We start from the raw sequence: 19,724 nt of genomic DNA, 5'->3' as shown, positions 1-19,724 counted from the left end.
CCATCCACGCCTTAAGGGTGGCGCGAAGAACGTGGATGCCGGGACAAGCCCGGGCATGACCACCCCACCTGTGAATGCAGAGGCGCGGCGCTCCAAGCGCCCTCACCACATCGTCGCGGCCGCACGCGCCGGCCAGGCCCGATCATATTCTTCGCCGCCGACCTTGTTCTCACTCATCTCCGCAAGGATCTGGCCCGGCGTCGGCAGTGTCTTCGGGTCGATCCGCTTGTCGGGATTCCAGAGGTCGGAGCGGACGATGGCGCGGGCGCACTGGAAGTAGATCTCGTCCACATTCATCACCATGACGCTGCGCGGCGGCTTGCCTTCGACCTTGAACGAGGCCAGCAGCTCGGGATCGATCGAGAGATGCGCGCGGCCGTTGGCGCGGACGGCGTTGCCGGAGCCCGGGATCAGGAACATCAGCGACACGCGCGGGTCCCGCACGATGTTGCGCAGGGAATCGACCCGGTTGTTGCCGCGGCGATCCGGCAGCATCAGCGTGTTCGCATCATGGATGCGGACGAAGCCGGGAAGATCGCCGCGCGGCGAGCAGTCGATGCCCTCGGGTCCTATGGTCGCGAGTGCGGCGAACGGCGCCTTCTCGATGAAGATGCGGTAGAGCGGGGTGACATGGTCGGCAACTTTTACGGTCGAGGCATCGTTGGTGGCGCCGTAGATGGCTTCCAGCTCTTCGACCGTATTGATCACCGTCATTCCACACTCTCCTGGTTGCGCCGGCCGTTACTCGTGCCAGCCTTCATTCCTGATCACGCGCAGGAGCTGGCGGCCGTGATAGTCCGCGCTGCCGGCGTTGAGGATGGTGACGTCGGCATTGGCCGACGCATCATCGACGCTGCGCGCAAGCCGGTCGGCGACATTGCCGTCACTGTGCCGGGCGCGGGCGGCAAGCCGCTGCGCCAGCACGTCCGGCGGCGCGGTGATCGCGACCACCACGACATCGGCGTAAGCTGCGCGCAGCGCGCCAATCACGGTGCGTGAAACGTTGACGACGACCGCTCGCCCGGCCCGGATGTCGTCGTTGATTTCGAGCGGGAGGGCGTAGGAATGCCCATGCGCCTCCCAGGACACGGCGAAATCGCCGTGCTCGCGCGAGCGACGGAATTCATCCGTGCTCATCGCGATATTGTCTTCGTCCGTCGACGACTCACGCGTCACGACACGGCGCGGAAAGACGATGTCGTGATCGTCGGTGCAGGCCGCCTGCGCCAGCCGCAGCAAGGTGTCCTTGCCAGCGCCGCTGGGACCGACCACGAGCACGAGCCGGCCCGGGCCGATCGCACCCGCCTCGCCCTCGGCCATGGTCGAGGTCTCGCTCATGCGACACGGCCCCCTTCGCGCCAGACGCTGCGGACCACGGGAACGCTGCCCGCGACGTGCACGCGGATGAGGTCGGCGCGCTTGCCGATTGCGATCTCGCCGCGGTCGGACAGGCCGACCGCCTCGGCGGGCGCCTTGGTCACGGTGCGGACCGCCGCCGGCAGGCTGATTGCGGGCACGTGCTCCGGCAATTGCAGCGCGGCCATCAGAAGGCTGGATGGGATGTAGTCCGACGACAGGATGTCGAGCAGGCCTTCGCGGGCGAGATCGACCGCGGCGATGTTGCCCGAATGCGAACCACCGCGCACCACGTTCGGCGCGCCCATCAGGATGCCGATGCCGGCCTGATGCAGGCCGCGCGCGGCCTCCAGCGTGGTCGGGAATTCCGCCACCGAAACGCGATCGCGCACGGCGTCCGCGACGTTCTCCTCGGTGGTATCGTCGTGGCTCGCGAGCGGAATATTGTGCCCATGCGCCAGCGCCACGATCTCACGCATGTTGGTCGCGGCGTAGAGCTTCTGATATTCGAAGCGCTTGGCGAACAATTCATCGAGCTCGGCGTCGGTCTTGCCGCCGCCTTTGCCACGATAATAGTCGCGCAGCTTGACCGCGTCGCGGAACTGGCGCTGGCCGGGGGTATGGTCCATCAGCGACATCAGCTTGACGTCGGGGCGGTCGATCAGCTCCTTGGCTTCTTCGACCACGCTCGGCATCGGGATTTCGCAGCGCAGATGCAGGAAGTGATCGGCGCGCAGCAGATCACCGTCACGCGCGGTCGTGATCGCGGCGGCAAGCACACCGGCTCGGCCATCGACCTCCTCGGCGCCGTCCTCGCGCCAGACCCGGAGCGAATCGAACACGGTGGTGATGCCTGATGTCGCGAGCTGGCCGTCATAGGAGACCACGGCAGCCACCGGATTCCAGAACACCTTTGGCCGCGGCACGTAATGCGCTTCGAGATGGTCGGTGTGGAGTTCGATCAGGCCGGGCATGATCAGGTCGCCGCCGGCATCCTCTGCGCCGGCCGGTGCCCTGCCCTCGCCGATCTCGGCGACGCGTCCATCGGCGAGCGCGAGCCACCCCTGCTCGATCACCCGGTCAGCCAGCACGATCCTGGCGTTGGCGATCACGATGTCGTTCGGCTTCATGTCCTTGTCTTCCCTCTCAGGCCGCGGCGGCAAAGCTGGTGACGTCGACGATGCGGTCGGCGATCAAATGGCGGATTTCATCGTCATGGACAATCGCAACCATGGCGACGCCCTGGCGCTTCTTCTCGGCGACCAGCTCGACCACGACGGCGCGGTTGGCGGCATCCAGCGAGGCGGTCGGCTCGTCCAGCAGCAGGATCGGCAGGTCCGAGATGAAGCCGCGCGCGATGTTGACGCGCTGCTGCTCGCCGCCGGAGAAGGTCGCGGGCGGGAGCTGCCACAGCCGTTCCGGAATGTTGAGGCGATGCAGCAGTTCGCCGGCGCGCGCTTGCGCATCGGTGCGGGCGAGGCCGTTGACGATCAGGGGCTCGGCGACGACGTCGATGGTCGCAACGCGCGGCACCGCCCGCAAAAACTGGCTGACATAGCCGATGGTGGCGCGGCGGACGTTGAGGACCTGCCGCGGCTCGGCGGTGGCGAGATCGATCAGCGTGCCGCGATGGCGGATGCCGATGCGGCCGCTATCGCAGCGATAATTGCCGAAGATCATCTTCAGGATAGACGATTTGCCGGCGCCGGACGGGCCGGACAGGACGACACATTCGCCGGGGTCGACGTGAAACGTCACACCGCTGACGACAGGCAATTCGATGCCGCCTTGCAGGTGCATCGTAAAGGTCTTCTTGGCGTCGGCGATGTCGATCATGGCGGTCATAGGAAGGCTCATCTTGGAAGGCTTATGGCGGCAGAATCGAGGAAACGAGGAGTTGCGTATAGGGCTCGCGCGGATCGTCGAGCACCTGGTCGGTGAGACCGGTCTCGATGACGCGGCCGCCCTTCATCACCATCACGCGATGCGACAATAGCCGCGCGACCGCGAGATCGTGGGTGACGATGATAACGGCGAGATTCAGCTCGGCGACGAGGCTGCGCAGGAGGTCGAGCAGACGCGCCTGCACGGAGACATCGAGGCCGCCGGTCGGCTCGTCCATGAACACCAGCCGCGGCTCGGTGACGAGGTTGCGGGCGATCTGGAGGCGCTGGCGCATGCCGCCGGAATAGGTGCGCGGCGCATCGTCGATACGCCCGACGTCGATCTCGACGCGGCTGAGCCAGTCGGATGCAGTGTCGCGGATACGGCCGTAGTGATTCCACCCGACCGCCATCAGCCGCTCACCGACATTGGCGCCAGCCGAGACCGCCATGCGCAGCCCCTGCGCGGGATCCTGGTGCACAAAGCCCCAATCGGTGCGGAACAGGAAGCGCCGCTCGGCTTCACCGAGCGCGGCGAGATCGCGGGTGATGCCGTCGCGCATCCGATACGACACCTGCCCGCCGCTGGCGGCGAGCTGGCCCGACAGGAGCTGCAGCAGCGTCGACTTGCCGGAGCCGGATTCGCCGACGATCGCCAGCACTTCGCCGGGATAGAGCGAGAACGAGACGTCACGGCACGCAGCAATGCGGCCGTAGGACTTGCTGAGGCTTTCCGCGACCAGCAGCGGCTGATCGGTTTCGAGCAGATCTTGATCAGCCATTTGCACCCCCCTGTGCCTTGCCCTTGTAGGGCGCAGCACTCAAGGCGCCGTGATGGCCGGCGGCCTGACGTCCCTCGCAATAATCGGTGTCCGAGCAGACGAACATGCGGCTGCCCTGGTCGTCGGTGACGATCTCGTCGAGGTAGGAATTCTCGGCGGCGCACAGTGCACAGGGCGCGTTGAAGCGGTAGGGCTCGAACGGGTGATCCTCGAAATCGAGCGACACCACCTGAGTATAGGGCGGGATCGCATAGATGCGCTTCTCGCGGCCCGCGCCGAACAATTGCAGCGCCGGGCAATTGTCCATCTTGGGATTGTCGAATTTCGGCGTCGGCGACGGGTCCATCACGTAGCGCGCGTTCACCTTCACCGGGTAGGCGTAGGCGGTCGCAATATGGCCGAAGCGCGCGATGTCCTCGTAAAGCTTCACATGCATCAGGCCGTATTCGGCGAGCGCATGCATGCGCCGTGTCTCGGTCTCGCGCGGCTCGAGAAAACGCAGCGGCTCCGGGATCGGCACCTGATAGACCAGCACCTGGTTTGCGTGCAGCGACGTCTCGGGAATTCGGTGACGGGTCTGGATCACCGTTGCCTCGTCCGTCGACGTCGTCGTGGCCACGCCGGCGGTCTTGGCGAAGAATTTGCGGATCGAGATCGCGTTGGTGGTGTCGTCGGAGCCCTGGTCGATCACCTTCAGCACGTCCTGCGGCCCCAGGATCGCGGCCGTCACCTGCACGCCTCCGGTGCCCCAACCATAGGGCATCGGCATTTCGCGGCTGGCGAACGGCACCTGATAGCCGGGGATCGCGATCGCCTTCAGGATCGCGCGGCGGATCATCCGCTTGGTCTGTTCGTCGAGATAGGCGAAGTTGTAGGCGGGCGCGTTCATTCCGCGGCCTCCTTCATGGCGTCGGTGGCGTTGGCCTCGTTCGAGGCTTCAGCGAATTCCTTGCGCAGCTTGCGCAGAAGGCCGAGCTCGGACTGGAAGTCGACATAGTGCGGCAGCTTGAGATGCTCGACGAAGCCGGTCGCCTGGACGTTGTCCGAATGTGACATGACGAATTCTTCATCTTGCGCCGGGGCTCCCACCTCTTCCCCGAGCTCGCGGGCGCGAAGCGCCCGATCGACCAGCGCCATTGACATGGTCTTGCGCTCGCTCTGGCCGAAGGCAAGGCCGTAACCACGGGTGAAGCACGGCGCTTCCGTCACTGAGCCCTTGAACTGGTTGACCATCTGGCACTCGGTCAGCTCGATCGAGCCGAGCGGAACGGCGAAGCCGACGTCCTCTGCCAAGTATTCGACCTCGACCCCGCCGAAGCGGATCTCGCCGGCGAAGGGATGGTTGCGGCCATAGCCGCGCTGGGTGGAGTAGCCCATCGCCAGCAGAAAGCCTTCATCGCCGCGGGCGAGATTTTGCAGGCGCAAATCGCGGTCGGCCGGGAAATTCAGTGGCTCGCGGGTCAGATCGCCGACGCTGGCGCCGTCTTCGGCTTGCGGCGAGGTCTCGATCAGCCCGTCGCGGCCGAGAATATCGGTCACGCGCGGCGTCGGCGCGGTCGAGGCTTCGACCACAGCCGGCGGTTCCGGGACAAACCCTTCGGCCAGCGAGGGATCGAGCAGGCGATGGGTGTAGTCGAAGGTCGGCCCGAGGATCTGGCCGCCGGGAATGTCCTTGAAGGTCGACGACACCCGCCGCTGCACCCGCATGGCGCCGGTGTCGACCGGCTCGCTGGCGCCGAAGCGCGGTAAGGTGGCACGGAAGGCGCGGACCAGGAAGATCGCCTCGATCAGATCGCCGCGCGCCTGCTTGATCGCCAGCGCCGCGAGCTCGCGGTCATAGAGCGAGCCCTCGCTCATGACGCGATCGACGGCGAGCCCGAGCTGCTCCGAGATCTGGTCGAGGGAGATTTCCGCAACGCTTTGGTCGCCGCGGCGCGCATTGGCGAGCAGGCGATGGGCGTTCTCGATGGCCCGTTCGCCGCCTTTGACTGCGACATACATGCGTCAGCCTCCCTTACTCACGATTCGCGTGGTGCGCGGGACCGCAACCACGGCGTCATCGGCGACCAGAACCAAATCGATGCCACGCGGAAACAGCGTCTCGTTGAAACGCAACTGCTCGAACAGATCGAAGGGCTTGATCGAGGCCTGGAGCGTCGCGACACCGTCGATGCCGGGGCCGCGCAGCTCAAAGCTCCGTCCTCTGTCCAGGCTCTCGACCTGAATGATCACCGTGGTCGAACGATCCGGATATTCGTTGGTACCGAGCGCGAAGCGCTCGAGCGGCGGAAGCAGAACGCCATCACTGATCAACGCGAAGGCCGCGATCGACGAATCCTGCACCACCGGCGCGCCGGTGTGGAACTTCAGCCATTTCGTCACGTCGGAGCTTTCCGACATCCGCGCATCGAGCCAGAGCGGCGTGTCGTGATCGAACAGTGTCAGCGCGATTGCGGCGGTACCGCGCATCATCGCCCCTGCTGTTCCCGCCATCGGCACGATGCGCTGGACCGAGCCCGGTCGCGCCATCGCGTCCATGACCGAGCGAAAGGTGGATTGCGCCGACAACACCTTGTCGACGAAGCCGGGCGGCAGTTCCGCAATCGTGGTCATGGCCTCACCCCTCACCGCGCACCATGGTGTAGAAATCAACCTTCGTCGCAGCGGTCTCTTCCGCCGCCTGCTTGCGGCGAATCATAAGCTGCTCGCGCAACGGCGCGATAACGTCGCGCTCCACGAGTCCACCGAAATCCCGCGACTGCACCAGCGCGTCGCACAAGGCGATCAGCCGCGCCTTCTCGCCATCGCGCCCGAGCGTGTAGCCAAAGCCGACCTCGCCGCTCGCAAGCCGCACCGCCGCGCGCGACACCGTTGCCTCGCCGAGATTGAACGGCGCGCCGTCGCCGCCGACCCGGCCGCGCAGCATTACCAATCCGTTCTCCGGCACACGCAAATCCTGATGGCCGGGCAAAGCGATAGCGCGGAGGCGAGCGGCGATCTCGCCCGCCTCCGCGTGCGCCAGCACGGCCATGGCGGCCTGGCGCTGGGCTTGCTGGGTATTGTGAGGGGTCACCGATCCACCGAACGTTTCGACACAACTTGCCGAATTCAAGTTGTCTATGATAATAGACAACTTGATACGAGAGCACCATGACTGTTTCGTGACAAAGCTGTGATTTCTGGGCTAGGCTCGCCGGCGACATGAGCATGCAGGACACCGCCTCTTCAGGCGTCGCGCTGTGGCGCCTCGTTGCCGACGGCATCGAACGCGGCATCGCCGACGGCCGCTTTGCCGCCGGCGACAAGCTGCCGGGCGAGATGGAGATCGCCGAGACCTATCGCGTCAATCGCCATACCGTGCGGCGCGCGCTGGCGGCGCTCGCCGAGCGCGGCATTGTGCGCGCAGAGCGCGGCAGCGGAACCTACGTCGAGGCGCAGAAGCTCGCCTATCCGCTGCGCTCGCGCACACGCTTTTCCGAGATCGTCGGCGCCGACGGTCGCGAGCCACACGGCCGGCTGATCGAGGCGACCGATGATGTCGCGACCCGCGAACTCGCGCGCGAGCTCGGCTTGAAGGTCGGCGCGCCGCTGCTCCGGATCGAAGCAATACGTTTGGCCGACCGCACGCCGATCTGCGTTTCCACCACCTGGCTGTCGGCGGAGCTGTTCCCGGGCGCGGGCGATGTGTTTGCCGCAACGCGCTCGATGACGAAGCTGCTCGAGCATTACGGTGTCCGCGACTACCGCCGCGGCGCCACCCGGATCACCGGCGGCATCGTCGATGCCACCGACGCCGCGCGGCTCGATCTGCCGCTCGGACGGCCGATCCTGATTGTCGACGCCACCGACCTCGATCCCGACCGCAAGCCGCTGTTGACCAAGCACTCGCGCTTTGCCGCCGAGCGGGTGGAGTTTCTGGTGGAATCGTAGGGTGGGTTAGCCCTCGGCTGCGCGAAGCGCAGTCCGAAGGCGTAACCCACCTCTTCTGTCTCCGTGGAAATAGACAATGGTGGGTTACGCCTCCGGCTAACCCGCCCTACGGCACCTTTGCTCAGGCGATCGCCCGCCGCCCAATGATCGCGAAGCGCAGCTTGCCCGAGATGAAATCGATCGCGGCGACCGCAATCAAGATCATCAGGATCAGGAACGACACTTTCTGCCATTCCAGCACGCGGATCTGTTCGGCGAGCTGGAGACCGATGCCGCCGGCACCGACAATGCCGATGATGGTGGCTGAGCGTGTGTTCGACTCGATGAAATAGAGCACCTGGCCGGCGATCACCGGCAGCACCTGCGGCATCAGGCCGAAGCGGATTTCGTGCAGCGCGCTGCCGCCGGAGGCGCGGATGCCCTCGACCTGCTTCTGGTCGGCGCCCTCGATCGCCTCCGAGAACAGCTTTCCGAAGGCGCCGAAATCAGACACCGCGATCGCGAGCACGCCGGCGAACGGGCCGAGGCCGACGACGTTGATCCAGACCAGCGCCCAGATCAGCGTATCGACGCCGCGGATCGAATCGAGGAAACGCCGGATGGGAAAGCGGACGATGCCCGGCACGACATTGCGCGCAGCAAACAGGCTGACCGGCAGCGCCAGCAGCGCCGCCAGCGTGGTGCCGAGCAGCGCAATCGACAGCGTCTCGCCCATTGCCTTCAAGTACAGCGGCAGCGACGAGCCCGGATCGGGCGGAATCATCATCATGCTGATCCAGCCGAGCTGGCTCAACCCCGAGATCAGGCGAGACGGCGAAAAATCGAGATCGACCAGGCCGAATGCGAAGATCGCGAGCGCAGCGACGAGCATCGAGGGCGTCGCCAGACGCGACGACGCCGGCCGGTTGAAGACATCGGGATAGCGCGCGCGGATCTGCGCGGTGTCGACTTGCGGCGGCTTGCTCACGTCCGCGCCTCCCTGCCGAACAGGCGGCCGCGCACCCAGCCAGTCGTGATGTCGATCAGGAAGACGGTCACGATGATGGTCACGAGGATGGCGCTGACGTCGGAATAGTAGAACTTGCGGATCGCGACGATCAGCTCCTGTCCGATGCCGCCGGCGCCGACAAAGCCCATCACCGAGGCCTCGCGGACATTGATCTCGAAGCGCAACAGCGCGTAGCTGGCATAGCCGGCCGAGACCTGCGGCAGGATCGCAAAGCGCATGCAGGATACCCAGCTCGCACCGGTGGAGCGGATGCCCTCGACCGGCTTCATGTCGGCGTTCTCGACGATCTCCGAGAACTGCTTGCCGAGCGCGCCGGTGGAGTGAATGGCAATCGCGAGCACGCCCGCCATCGGCCCGAGCCCGAAGGCGATCACGAAGATCAGCGCGAAGACGATGCCGGGCACGGTGCGGGCGAATTCAAGCAGGCGCCGCACCGTGAAGCGCAGCCAGATGGCAGGCGAGGTGTTTTCAGCCGCGAAGAAATTGAGCAGGAAGGCGAGGACGGCGCCGATCAGCGTGCCGACATAGCTGATCAACAGCGTCTCGCCGAGCAGTTTTAGCCACTTGTGCCAGCCCCAGAACCACTCGCCGAAATTGGTCCAGACCCGTTGTCCGCTGTCGAGGGTGAGGATGCGATCGAAATAGCTGATGAAATGACCGAAATAGGTGAAGAGGGTGCGCAGATTGACCTCGGCGCCGATCGAGGCCACGATCAGCGCAGCCACGAATAGAGCGAGGCCTGCCAGCAACCGCAGACGTTTGCGCGCAACCGCCTTGCGGTAGGCGGCGTTGAGGGCGGCGAGCTGCTGCTCGGGTAGGATCGCAACCGCAATCGTCATCGATGACAGGGTCCATCAAGAAAAAGAGCCGGGTCCATCGACCCGGCTCGAGGTGCGTCGTCCCGACGAAATCAGGATGCCTTCTTGCGCAAAGCGTCGACGAACTTAATCAGCTCGATGGTCTTGTTGTAGTCGTCGTTGGCGATCGGCTCCCACGGCTTGTTCTTGCCGTCGGAGAGCTTCTTGAACGCCTCGGGATCCTTCTGCGCCGCGTCGAGGAAGGCTTTCTTGATCGCGGCCTTCATGTCGTCGGGCAGATCGCTGAGATAGGCGTAGGGCGAGTTGATGATGAGTTCGGACTTCACGATGATGCGGAAGTCTTCCTTCTTCATCACGGTGCCGTCGGTTGACTTCACCATGCCCTTGTTGAGCATGCGGGTCAGGTTGGAATCGTCGTCGGCGTTCCACCAGTTGGCAGCGACATCGACGGTGCCCTGTGCCAGCGCCAGCACGGCATTCTCGTGGCTGCCGGTGAAGACGACCTTGGAGAAGTAGGCGTCGGGATCGATGCCCATCGCGTTCAGCTTGAACCGGGGCATGTTGTTGCCCGAGGTCGAGTTCGGGTCGACCAGGCCGAGATTCTTGCCCTTGAGGTCCTCGATCTTCTGGTACGGCGACTTCGCCAGCACATAGAACACCGAGTAATAGCCCTTCGAGCCGTCGGCATTGACGTCGATGACGAAGGCGTCGGTCTTGACGCCGGTCAGGCGGGCGCGGGCGAACGAGGCCGGGCCGTAATAGCCGATCTGGATGTTGCCGGCGCGCTGGCCCTCGATGACTGCGGCGTAGTCGTTGGCGACGCGGAGCGTCACCTTTACGCCGAGTTCCTTCGACAGATAGTTGACGAAGGGCCCGTAGCGCTCGGTGACGCCGGAGCCGTTCTCGGCCGGGATCACGGCGAAGGTGATCTCCGGATATTTGGCTTTCCAGTCCTCGGCGGAAGCGGATCCTGCGAAGGTGAGCGCGGCTGCGCCGGCGAGAATGAGTCTGCGAGTGATCATAATACCCTCTTCATCGGTTGGGTTCGGTTGACGAAAAAAATGGCAATAACGGATGCGGCGCGGCTCACGCCGCCGCAGCCGTACCAAGTGCCGGAACACCCTCGGGCGCCGGAGCAGGTGTACCGCCCATGACGTCGGCGGCTTCGAGGTCGTAGAGCTCACGCGCGACAAGGTCGGTCAGCGCGGACGGCACGCCGTCGAACACCACGCGGCCCTGCGCCATGCCGATCAGGCGGTCGCAATAGCTGCGCGCCAGGTCGAGCGAATGCAGATTACAGAGCACTGTGATGCCGAAATGCTTGTTGATGCGCAAAAGCGCATCCATCACGATCTTGGTGTTGCGCGGGTCGAGCGAGGCGATCGGCTCGTCGGCGAGGATGATGTCGGGCTGCTGCACCAGCGCCCGCGCAATCGCGACGCGCTGCTGCTGGCCGCCGGAGAGCTGATCGGCACGCTGGGCCGCGAGCGCGGCGATGTCGAACTGTTCGAGCGCCGACATCGCCAGCGCCTTGTCGTGCTCTGGCCAGATCTGCGACAGCGAGCGCCAGGCCGGCATCGTGGCAAGACGCCCCATCAGCACATTGGTCAGCACGTCGAGCCGCCCGACCAGGTTGAACTGCTGAAAGATCATCGCCGACCGGGCCCGCCACTGCCGCAGCTCCTTGCCGCGCAGCGCAGTGACGTCGAGGCCGTCGAACAGGATACGACCCTGCGTCGGCGTCGCCAGACGGTTGATGGTTCGCAGCAAGGTCGACTTGCCAGCGCCGGAGCGCCCGATCACACCGACGAAGCCGCCGGGGGAGATTTGAAACGAGGCGTCGTCCACCGCGGCTTTTGCGCCGAAGCGGCACGTCAGACCTTCCACCACCAGCATGCAGGGCTCCAGAGTAGCTGGGAGCCACCGCTAGCGCCGGCGCTTGACACTTGTGTGACACCCGCGCTGCGGTGCGGCGATCCTACACAGCTCATCCCTGTCATCGTTTGTCATTGTGTCGTCATGATATTGTCATCGAGCCACTCGAAGACGAGCGCCCGCCCTCGAGCTTTCGGATGCAACATGGCCAAGGTGCTTTCGGTCGAACCGACCATCGACGCTTCCGCGAAGCTGCACGAGACCAGGCTCGGCGCCTATACCGAAGTCGGCGCGCGCACGATCCTGCATGAAGTCGCGATGGGCGATTACTCCTACGTCGTGAACGACGCGCAGATCACCTACGCGACCATCGGAAAGTTCTGCTCGATCGCGGCGATGACCCGCATCAATCCCGGCAATCACCCGATGCACCGCGTGACGCAAGCGCACTTCACTTACCGCTCGAGCGCCTACTTCCCGGGCGAGAGCGACGACACCGACTTCTTCGACTGGCGGCGCCAGCACCATGTTCACATCGGCCATGACGTCTGGATCGGCCATGGCGCGATCGTGCTGCCGGGTCGCAACATCGGCACCGGCGCGGTGATCGCGGCCGGCGCCATCGTCATCAAGGACGTGCCGGCCTATACCATCGTTGCCGGCAATCCGGCGCGCATCGTCCGCCGCCGGTTTTCGGAAGAGGTTGCCGGACGGCTTGCCATGCTGGCATGGTGGGACTGGGATCACGACAAATTGCGTGCGGCACTGCCCGATTTCCGCAAGCTCGCGATTGAAGATTTCCTGACGACATACGAAGCAGGGGAACATTCCTCTGCCAGCAAACGAAGCGCGGTCGCGTGACAGACATTTTCATCGAGGGTGGCCGGACCCTGATCGGCTCCGAGCTTGTCGAAACCTCACTCGCGGTATCCGGAACGGACATTACGCAGATCGAGGCATCGCGCGGCCGCGCACGGCTGGCGATCGATGCGCGCAACCTGCTGGTGCTGCCCGGCATCGTCGACATTCATGGCGATGCCTTCGAGCGGCAGATGATGCCGCGCGCCGGCGTCGACTTTCCGATCGACGTCGCGCTCGCCGACACCGACCGCCAGGTCATCAGCAACGGCATCACCACGGTGTTTCACGCCACGACCTGGTCGTGGGAGCCTGGCCTGCGCAGCGGCGACAATGCGCGGCGCCTGCTGGAGGCGATTGAACGGCAGCGTCCGCAGTTCGCCGCCGACACCCGCTTCCATCTGCGGCACGAGACCTACAATCTCGATGCCGAGGCCGAGATCGCCCAGTGGCTCGCCGAGGGCCGCGTCGACCTGTTTGCCTTCAACGACCACATGGACGGCACCATCGGTGACATGGCCAAGCCCCGCAAGCGTAACCGCATGGTGGAGCGCACTGGCCTGTCGAGCGAGGAGTTCGACAGCCTGGTCGCGCACATCGTGTCGCGCGCCGCCGAGGTTCCGGCGTCGATCGCCCGGCTCGCGGCGGCGGCACGTCGCGCCGAGGTGCGGATGCTCTCGCATGACGATGCGACGCCGGCGATGCGGCAGGGCTTTCGGGCCATGGGCGTGATGCTCGCAGAATTTCCGATCACCGAAAAGACGGCGCGGGAGGCCGCGGCCGCCGGCGACGCCATCGTCTACGGCGCACCGAACGTGGTGCGCGGCGGCAGCCACACCGGCTGGACCAAGGCCTCGGACATGATCGCGCAAGGGCTCTGCTCGGTGCTGGCCTCCGATTATTATTATCCGGCACCGCTGCTCGCCGCATTCCGGCTCGCTGCCGATGGCGTGCTACCACTGACGGAATCCTGGAAGCTGGTCTCGGCAGCGCCGGCACAAGCCACCGGCCTGACCGACCGCGGGACGCTCGCCGCAGGCCGTCGCGCCGACATCCTGCTCGTCGACGACAGCGCGCCGCTGCGGCCGCGGCTGGTCGCGGTGATCGCCGCGGGCCGGCTCGTGCACCTGACCGATGCGACGCGGCTGCTCGCCACGGCGGCGACGCCGCGCGAGACTGTCGTCGCGGCATAAATTGGCTATGCTCGGACGATGATAGGCTTCCCCCGCTACGCGATCTATTATGCCGCCGGTGCCGACCACGCGCTATCCCGCTTCGGCGCCGGGCTGTTGGGCTACGATGCCTATACCGGTGACGAGGTTTCATTTCCGCAGGACGCGTTGCATGTCGCACCTGACTGGCACGACATCACCGCCGATCCCCGCAAATATGGCTTTCACGGCACGCTGAAAGCGCCGATGGCGCTGGCACCCGGCAAGACCGAGGCCGAGTTCGTGGCGGCCTGCGCGATATTCGCCGGAAAGGCGCGCCAGATCCCGGTGATCCGCCCCGTGGTCGATTCCATCAGCGGTTTTGTTGCTGTGATCCCGGGAGAGCCGGTCTCCGAGCTTCAGCGGCTCGCTGCGGATTGCGTCCGCGATTTCGATTCCTTTCGCACGGCCCTCACGGCGGAAGACCGCGCGCGCCGAAAGCCCGAAAAACTCAGCGAGCGCCAGCGCGATTATCTCGATCGCTGGGGCTATCCTTACGTGATGGAAGAATTCCGCTTCCACATGACCCTGACGGGTCGGCTGGATGCGGAACGGCGCGGGCCGATTCTGGAGATGCTGCGGGCGAAGTTTGCGGGGCTGAAGCTCGATACGCTGGCGATCGATCGCATCGCGCTGTTCAGGCAGGATGATGCCAAGGCGAGATTCCGCATCGTCGACGAGTGGAAGCTGGCCCGTTAGTCTCAACAAACTCCGTCATTGCGAGCGAAGCGAAGCAATCCAGAATTATCCGCGGTGATGGTCTGGATTGCTTCGTCGCAAGAGCTCCTCGCAACGACAGTAGAGAGACCTACTTCCCCCACCGCAGCGCCAACGCGTCGCGTTCCTTGGCCAGTTCCAGCAGTCCCGCCCGCGTCGCCGGATGCAGCGGCTGGAGGGGATGGCGCACCGCATCCGACTTGATCACGCCGCCGGCCTGCATCATCGCCTTGCAGGCGATCAGGCCGCATTGGCGGTTCTCGTAATTGATCAACGGCAGCCAGCGCTCATAGGCGGCCTTCGCCTTCTCCCGATCACCCGCGAAATAGGGATCGATGATCTGGCGGATGCCGTCGGGGTAGCCGCCGCCGGTCATCGCGCCGGTCGCCCCGGCATCGAGGTCGGCCATCAGCGTGATCGCCTCCTCGCCGTCCCAGGGACCTTCGACATCCTTGCCGCCTGCCTCGATCAGGCTGCGGAGCTTTGCAGCGGCGCCGGGCACCTCGATCTTGAAGTAGCGGATGTTGGAGTAGTCGCGGGCCAGCCGCGCCAGCAGCTCGACCGACAGCGGCGTGCCCGCGACCGGCGCGTCCTGGATCATGATCGGGATGTCGATCGCGCCCGACAGCACTTTGAAGAACTCGACGACGCCCTTCTCGGGCACGCGAAAGGTGGCGCCATGATAGGGCGGCATGACCATGACCATGGCGGCACCGGCGGCCTCGGCCTGCTTGCTGCGCGCCGCGCAGACGGCCGAACTGAAATGGGTGGTGGTGACGATCACGGGCACGCGACCCGCGACCTGTTCCAGCACCGCATGCATCACGGCCTCGCGCTCGGCATCGGTCAGCACGAACTGCTCGGAGAAATTGGCGAGGATGCAGAGACCGTGCGAGCCGGCATCGATCATGAAATCGATGCAGCGGCGCTGTCCGTCGAGATCGAGCTCGCCGCGCTCGTCGAAGATGGTGGGCGCCACCGGGAACACGCCGCGATAGGGGCGCTGGGCTTTATGGTGTGGCGTGACCGGCATCGAATTCTCCATCCCTGATGTTCTCTTACGTCTATCGCCGCCTTCGCGGCGTCACAGATGTACCCGCCGCGCGGATCGGCGGCAATGCCGATCCGCGCGCCGTTGGAACAGGGGATGAAAGCTATGCGGTCTTCACCGCGCCGAGGAAGCCCTCGACCGCGACGCGCAGGCGGTCTGCGTCGGCCGACATCTTCGTCACCGACTGGGACAGTACCGTGCCGGCGTTGCCGGTCTCCTGGTTGAGCTTGGCGACGCTGCCGATGGTGTCGGTGACCTCGCGGGTGCCCTGGGCGGCATGTTGGAAGTTGCGCGAGATTTCGGTGGTGGCCGCGCGCTGCTGTTCGACGGCAGCGGCGATCGCGGTCATCTTCTCGTCGATACCGCTGATGGCACCGCCGATCGAGCGGATGGCGGCGACCGCCTGCCCGGTCGCACCTTGGATCTCCTCGACCTGACGCGAGATTTCTTCCGTCGCGGTCGCGGTCTGCGCCGCGAGGCTTTTGACTTCGCCGGCAACCACCGCAAAGCCACGGCCGGCTTCGCCGGCGCGGGCCGCCTCGATGGTCGCGTTGAGCGCGAGCAGGTTGGTCTGGCCGGCGATGGCGTGGATCATCTTCACGACTTCGCTGATGCGGCTCGCGGTCTGGTCGAGGATCTCGACCGTGGCGTTGGTCTGCGCCACCTGCGACACCGCTTCGCGCGCGTCGCGTGCGCTGGCCTGCACCTGTGCAGAGATTTCGCCGACCGAGGCCGAAAGCTCCTCGGTCGCAGCCGCGATGGTCTCGAGATTGTTGGTGGCCTGCTCGGCGGACGAAGCGACGGCAGCCGTCTGGGTGCTCGATTCCGACACCAGCGTGCGCACATCGGTCGCGGTGGCGTCGAGTTCCTTCGCCGACGCCGCAACGCTGTGGATGACCGCCTGCACGGTGTCGTCAAAGCTGCGGCAGGCCTCGTCCACGGTGCCGGAGCGCGCGAGCTGGAGCGCCTGCTGCGATTCGCGCTCTTGGCCCAACCGCTCCGCGGTTGCCGCACTTTCGCGCAGGCTTTCGAGTGCAGCGGCCATGGTGCCGAACTCGTCGGGATATCTGGATTGCGGAACCGGTGTCGCATAATCGCGGGCGCTGATTCGCGCGATGGCGTCCAGGATGGCACGGACCGGGCGCATCAGGCGATTGCGCACGACGTAGACGCCCGTCAAGGTCACGGCGAGCGCCAGAAGGAAGGCAAGCGACTGGATCACAAGGTTGGTCAGCGCCTTCGCCTGCACGGTCTCGGCCCGGGCGATCGACTGGTCCAGCGCCTTGGTCGCGACCGCGACGATGAGCGGGAACGGCGACTGGCACAGCGTGTTCCACTCCGAGGCAGGCATCGCGGGCTTGCCGCTGCCGTCAAAGTTCTTGGTGATCTCGCCGATCTGCTTGAGCACGCCCTCGGTCTTGATCTTCGCGTCCGTGGCTGCGGTCACCAATTCCGCCGTCACGTCGGGCGCGGCCAGCAGTTCGGCCATGCCGGACCAGCCGGAGGCGATGGTGCCGTCCCATTGCGCCAGCAACCGCTTCTGGGTGTCGTCGAGCGGCTTGCTGCCGTTGACGTTCGAACGCAGCATCGAACAATGGATTCCGTAGCGGTCGCGCACCTGCCAGGCGAGACGGCGGATCTGGATCATGCGGGCGATGAAGGGATCGTTCATCCAGGCACGGTTCGACACCGCGGTGGAGGCCAGGTTGGCCGTGTCGATCACCTTGGTGACGGCATTGTACCAGGAGTTGGTCCGCTCGATCTTGCGCTCGGCGCGCGGAAGCTTGGCCTCGGCGTAGAACAGCTGGAATTGCGGTGAGGCCTCACCCCAACGCTGCTTGAGCGTGCTTGCGAGCTCGTCGCGGCGGGCGAAATCGACAGTGGCGAGCGCAGCCCCGATGCCGTCATAGCCGCCCTGCTCGGCCTTCTCCGCTTCGCCGAGCTTGGCGCGCGGATCGTCGTCACCGAGGATGGCGCTCTGGGCATCGCCGCGATTGTTGCGCAAGGACAGCACGCCGTGGAATATCGCCTTGTCGGCGGCGGCGAGCCGTGCGGTCTCGAGACTGTCGCTGTAGCGGCCGAAGGCCCCGACCATCTGGATCGCCGTGCTGGCGAGCGCACCGGCCGCCAGCAGGGCCATCAACACCAGGAGAAGCGAACTTACCGATTTCTTAAACATGGACATGGGTCAGGGGCCTACTCTTCACGAGAGGCCACCTTGCACCGCGACATGCCAATGTTCCGTTAAGGTTTTAGTCGAATCGAGGCGGTTCCGGCTGCCCGCATTCGGGCAGCCCTGGTGTCACGAAACTTTCGTGAAATCCGGTGGACGCCGCTCGGCAAAGGCGGTGAAGGCCTCGCGCGCCTCCGCTGTGCGCAGGCGCCGTGCGAACTGTTCGCCCTCGGCCTGCATCTGCGCGACCAGCGCCTCGCCGTTGCGCATCAGCTTCTTGGTCGCAGTCAGCGCACCGGCCGGCTGCCGGGCCAGACGCTGGGCGAGCGCGAGCGCTTCGGCATCAAGCTTGTCGAGCGGCACCACGCGGTTGACAAGTCCCCATTCCAGCGCGGCCTTGGCCGACACGGTCTCGCCGAGCGCAAACATTTCATAGGCACGGGCATAGCCGATGCGCGCCGGCATCAGCAGGCTCGACGCGGCCTCCGGCACCAGCGCGAGGCTGACGAAGGGCGTCGACAACTGAGTATTTTCGGCGAGCACGACGAGATCGCAATGCAGCAGCATCGTGGTGCCGACCCCGACGGCGCGGCCCTGCACCGCCGCAACCAGCGGACGGGTGCAACGCGCCAGCGACTGGATGAAACGGCCGACATTGCGGCTACCCTCGGACTTGCCGCTCGCCACGGCTGCAAACTCGCCGACATCGTTGCCGGCAGTGAACATATCGCCCTCGCCGCGGATCAGCAGCACGCGCGCGGACGGATCGGACTCGGCGGATTCGATGGTGTCGGCGAGCTTGCCGTACATCGCGTCCGTCAGCGCATTCTTCTTGTCGGGGCGCGCCAGCGTGAGGGTGAGAATTCCGCCCTGGTTCTCGATCCGGACATGCTCGGTCATGGCTCTCTCCTGTTATTCCTCTGGATCTGTTGTCGGGTCTCTTGTTGTGTCTCTTGCAGCGTCTCTTGGAAACTTGTGCTGAATGCTCGTCAGCCAGCGCGCGACGATGTCGATCTCCGCGCTGGTAAACCCGTCCGTCAGCGCCGCATTGACTGCCGCCGTGCCGGCCTTTGCCTGCGCCAGCGCGGTTCGCCCCTTCGGCGTCAACCAGACCCGCCAGGCGCGTCCATCCTCGCGATCGGCCCGCCGCTCGACCAGCTTCGCCGCGGCACTGCGATCGACGAGGCCGGTTATGCCGGCCGGCCCGAGATCGAGCGCCGCCCCTGCCTCGCCCATCAAGACGCCGTCCTGCTTGCCGAGAATGAACAACAACCCCGCCTGCGCCGGCGTGACCTCATTCCCGGGCTGGGCGGCCATCCAGCGCTGCAACCGCCGTTGCGCGACGCTCAACAGATAGATCAGCCGATGGCGCCCCGCTGTGGTCCCATTATTTCGCATGCGAAATAGATAGCGGCGGCGGAGAGGATTGTCAAAGGGGCCGCTGGTCCGGCGCGGCGCGGCAACCGTTCAGGAACAGGACCGCGCAATTGCGCACGCGCCGCGCGATGTCCTTCCGCGACGGCAAGGGCAGACCGCCGTAGATCGCCGCGCGCTGCGGCGCCGATGCGACCATGCCGATCAGGATGCCGGCGGCCTCGTCGACATCGTCGAGCATGATGAGCTTCTTTTTCACCTGCACGCGCAGCCAGCGCGCGAGTGCCGTGACGGTGCGGGAAATGCCGTTCTTGTAGAAATTGGCGGCGAGATCGGGGAATGCGGCGGACTCCTGCAACACCATGCGCTGCAACGCCACGACCTCTGGATCGAGCGCGAGATCGGCGCAGGCGAGCAGCGCAGCGCGCAGCCCCGTCTCGATATCGACGTCGCCGCTCGCCTGGAGGTCGACGGCGGACAACAGCTGCTCGAGCCGGTCCGCGCACATCGCCTCGAACAGCGCCGCCTTGCCTGGAAATAAACGATACAGCGTTTTGGTCGAGATGCCGGCGGCGCGTGCCAGCGCTTCGGTGCTGGTCGCGGCATAACCGTCGACGGCGAAGGCGTGCCGGGCGGCCTCGAAGACGATCTGCTTCGTCTCGTCGTCGCTGCGCACCGGCGGCCGCC

At 65.5% G+C, this 19,724-nt stretch carries 22 protein-coding genes; 4 read left to right on the top strand and 18 right to left on the bottom strand.

The features are described 5' to 3' along the window. Positions 1 to 102: 102 nt before the first annotated feature. From JJE66_RS13670 to phnG, 9 genes are read right to left on the bottom strand one after another with little or no spacing between them, the layout of a single operon-like run. Positions 103 to 714: a pyridoxamine 5'-phosphate oxidase family protein gene (locus tag JJE66_RS13670; RefSeq protein ID WP_200514769.1), complete on the bottom strand. Its 612-nt coding sequence runs from the start codon at positions 712 to 714 to the stop codon at positions 103 to 105. 27 nt (positions 715 to 741) lie between these two features. Then, positions 742 to 1,338 (bottom strand): phosphonate metabolism protein/1,5-bisphosphokinase (PRPP-forming) PhnN, encoded by a 597-nt coding sequence (phnN, locus tag JJE66_RS13665; RefSeq protein WP_200514768.1) that lies wholly within the window; start codon positions 1,336 to 1,338, stop codon positions 742 to 744. Further along, positions 1,335 to 2,486 (bottom strand): alpha-D-ribose 1-methylphosphonate 5-triphosphate diphosphatase, encoded by a 1,152-nt coding sequence (locus JJE66_RS13660; RefSeq protein ID WP_200514767.1) that lies wholly within the window; start codon positions 2,484 to 2,486, stop codon positions 1,335 to 1,337. Before JJE66_RS13660 ends, phnN begins: the two co-directional genes overlap by 4 nt. Positions 2,487 to 2,502: 16 nt before the next feature. Then, complete coding sequence (phnL, locus tag JJE66_RS13655; RefSeq protein ID WP_200514766.1) at positions 2,503 to 3,201, bottom strand: phosphonate C-P lyase system protein PhnL; 699 nt, start codon at positions 3,199 to 3,201, stop codon at positions 2,503 to 2,505. A 22-nt stretch (positions 3,202 to 3,223) separates the two neighbouring features. Next, positions 3,224 to 4,021: a phosphonate C-P lyase system protein PhnK gene (gene phnK / locus JJE66_RS13650; protein WP_200514765.1), complete on the bottom strand. Its 798-nt coding sequence runs from the start codon at positions 4,019 to 4,021 to the stop codon at positions 3,224 to 3,226. Beyond that, a complete protein-coding gene (locus JJE66_RS13645) occupies positions 4,014 to 4,910 on the bottom strand; it encodes an alpha-D-ribose 1-methylphosphonate 5-phosphate C-P-lyase PhnJ (protein ID WP_200514764.1) in 897 nt (298 codons plus the stop codon). The genes phnK and JJE66_RS13645 overlap by 8 nt, the downstream gene beginning before the upstream one ends. After that, positions 4,907 to 6,022 carry a carbon-phosphorus lyase complex subunit PhnI gene (locus JJE66_RS13640; RefSeq protein ID WP_200514763.1) on the bottom strand — a complete coding sequence of 372 codons (1,116 nt, stop codon included), beginning with the start codon at positions 6,020 to 6,022 and terminating at the stop codon, positions 4,907 to 4,909. Before JJE66_RS13640 ends, JJE66_RS13645 begins: the two co-directional genes overlap by 4 nt. A gap of 3 nt (positions 6,023 to 6,025) precedes the next feature. Then, positions 6,026 to 6,634 (bottom strand): phosphonate C-P lyase system protein PhnH, encoded by a 609-nt coding sequence (phnH, locus tag JJE66_RS13635; protein WP_200514762.1) that lies wholly within the window; start codon positions 6,632 to 6,634, stop codon positions 6,026 to 6,028. A 4-nt stretch (positions 6,635 to 6,638) separates the two neighbouring features. Then, positions 6,639 to 7,052, bottom strand: coding sequence for a phosphonate C-P lyase system protein PhnG (phnG, locus tag JJE66_RS13630; protein ID WP_246756372.1), 414 nt, complete (start codon positions 7,050 to 7,052; stop codon positions 6,639 to 6,641). Between the two features lie 170 nt (positions 7,053 to 7,222). On the opposite strand from phnG, the gene phnF reads away from it, so the two are divergent. Further along, the gene (gene phnF, locus JJE66_RS13625) at positions 7,223 to 7,951 is read left to right on the top strand and encodes a phosphonate metabolism transcriptional regulator PhnF (protein ID WP_200514761.1); all 729 of its coding nucleotides are present in this window, start codon (positions 7,223 to 7,225) and stop codon (positions 7,949 to 7,951) included. A 121-nt stretch (positions 7,952 to 8,072) separates the two neighbouring features. On the opposite strand, the gene phnE (JJE66_RS13620) is transcribed toward phnF, so the two are convergent. The 4 genes from phnE (JJE66_RS13620) to phnC all read right to left on the bottom strand — a co-directional run bounded on the left by phnE (JJE66_RS13620) (position 8,073) and on the right by phnC (position 11,674). Further along, a complete protein-coding gene (phnE, locus tag JJE66_RS13620; RefSeq protein WP_200514760.1) occupies positions 8,073 to 8,918 on the bottom strand; it encodes a phosphonate ABC transporter, permease protein PhnE in 846 nt (281 codons plus the stop codon). After that, a complete protein-coding gene (gene phnE, locus JJE66_RS13615) occupies positions 8,915 to 9,799 on the bottom strand; it encodes a phosphonate ABC transporter, permease protein PhnE (RefSeq protein ID WP_200514759.1) in 885 nt (294 codons plus the stop codon). Before phnE (JJE66_RS13615) ends, phnE (JJE66_RS13620) begins: the two co-directional genes overlap by 4 nt. A gap of 71 nt (positions 9,800 to 9,870) precedes the next feature. Beyond that, positions 9,871 to 10,800, bottom strand: coding sequence for a phosphonate ABC transporter substrate-binding protein (gene phnD, locus JJE66_RS13610; RefSeq protein WP_200514758.1), 930 nt, complete (start codon positions 10,798 to 10,800; stop codon positions 9,871 to 9,873). A 64-nt stretch (positions 10,801 to 10,864) separates the two neighbouring features. Continuing rightward, positions 10,865 to 11,674 (bottom strand): phosphonate ABC transporter ATP-binding protein, encoded by an 810-nt coding sequence (gene phnC, locus JJE66_RS13605; protein WP_200514757.1) that lies wholly within the window; start codon positions 11,672 to 11,674, stop codon positions 10,865 to 10,867. Between the two features lie 183 nt (positions 11,675 to 11,857). On the opposite strand from phnC, the gene JJE66_RS13600 reads away from it, so the two are divergent. From JJE66_RS13600 to JJE66_RS13590, 3 genes are read left to right on the top strand one after another with little or no spacing between them, the layout of a single operon-like run. Then, positions 11,858 to 12,514, top strand: coding sequence for a chloramphenicol acetyltransferase (locus tag JJE66_RS13600; RefSeq protein ID WP_200514756.1), 657 nt, complete (start codon positions 11,858 to 11,860; stop codon positions 12,512 to 12,514). Next, positions 12,511 to 13,704 carry an alpha-D-ribose 1-methylphosphonate 5-triphosphate diphosphatase gene (locus tag JJE66_RS13595; RefSeq protein WP_200514755.1) on the top strand — a complete coding sequence of 398 codons (1,194 nt, stop codon included), beginning with the start codon at positions 12,511 to 12,513 and terminating at the stop codon, positions 13,702 to 13,704. Before JJE66_RS13600 ends, JJE66_RS13595 begins: the two co-directional genes overlap by 4 nt. Positions 13,705 to 13,722: 18 nt before the next feature. Further along, positions 13,723 to 14,421 carry a DUF1045 domain-containing protein gene (locus JJE66_RS13590; RefSeq protein WP_200514754.1) on the top strand — a complete coding sequence of 233 codons (699 nt, stop codon included), beginning with the start codon at positions 13,723 to 13,725 and terminating at the stop codon, positions 14,419 to 14,421. 109 nt (positions 14,422 to 14,530) lie between these two features. Here JJE66_RS13590 and JJE66_RS13585 read toward each other — a convergent pair whose 3' ends face one another. The 5 genes from JJE66_RS13585 to JJE66_RS13565 form a co-directional block, all read right to left on the bottom strand. Next, positions 14,531 to 15,472 (bottom strand): dihydrodipicolinate synthase family protein, encoded by a 942-nt coding sequence (locus JJE66_RS13585; protein WP_200514753.1) that lies wholly within the window; start codon positions 15,470 to 15,472, stop codon positions 14,531 to 14,533. A gap of 121 nt (positions 15,473 to 15,593) precedes the next feature. Continuing rightward, positions 15,594 to 17,675: a methyl-accepting chemotaxis protein gene (locus tag JJE66_RS13580; protein ID WP_200514752.1), complete on the bottom strand. Its 2,082-nt coding sequence runs from the start codon at positions 17,673 to 17,675 to the stop codon at positions 15,594 to 15,596. Positions 17,676 to 17,792: 117 nt separating this feature from the next. Beyond that, on the bottom strand, positions 17,793 to 18,563 hold the full coding sequence (locus JJE66_RS13575; RefSeq protein WP_200514751.1) for an enoyl-CoA hydratase: 771 nt from the start codon (positions 18,561 to 18,563) through the stop codon (positions 17,793 to 17,795). 12 nt (positions 18,564 to 18,575) lie between these two features. Further along, entirely contained in the window at positions 18,576 to 19,061 is a 486-nt protein-coding gene (locus tag JJE66_RS13570; protein WP_200514750.1) for a MarR family winged helix-turn-helix transcriptional regulator, read from the bottom strand. A gap of 31 nt (positions 19,062 to 19,092) precedes the next feature. Continuing rightward, positions 19,093 to 19,713, bottom strand: a complete 621-nt coding sequence (locus JJE66_RS13565) for a TetR/AcrR family transcriptional regulator (protein ID WP_409362807.1) — start codon at positions 19,711 to 19,713, stop codon at positions 19,093 to 19,095. Positions 19,714 to 19,724: the final 11 nt, after the last annotated feature.

Origin of the sequence: Bradyrhizobium diazoefficiens, from assembly GCF_016612535.1 — a bacterium.
In the GTDB taxonomy this organism is placed as follows: domain Bacteria; phylum Pseudomonadota; class Alphaproteobacteria; order Rhizobiales; family Xanthobacteraceae; genus Bradyrhizobium; species Bradyrhizobium diazoefficiens_C.
Note: the sequence above shows the minus strand (reverse complement) of the source record. Positions and strands in the feature narration are given on the sequence as shown.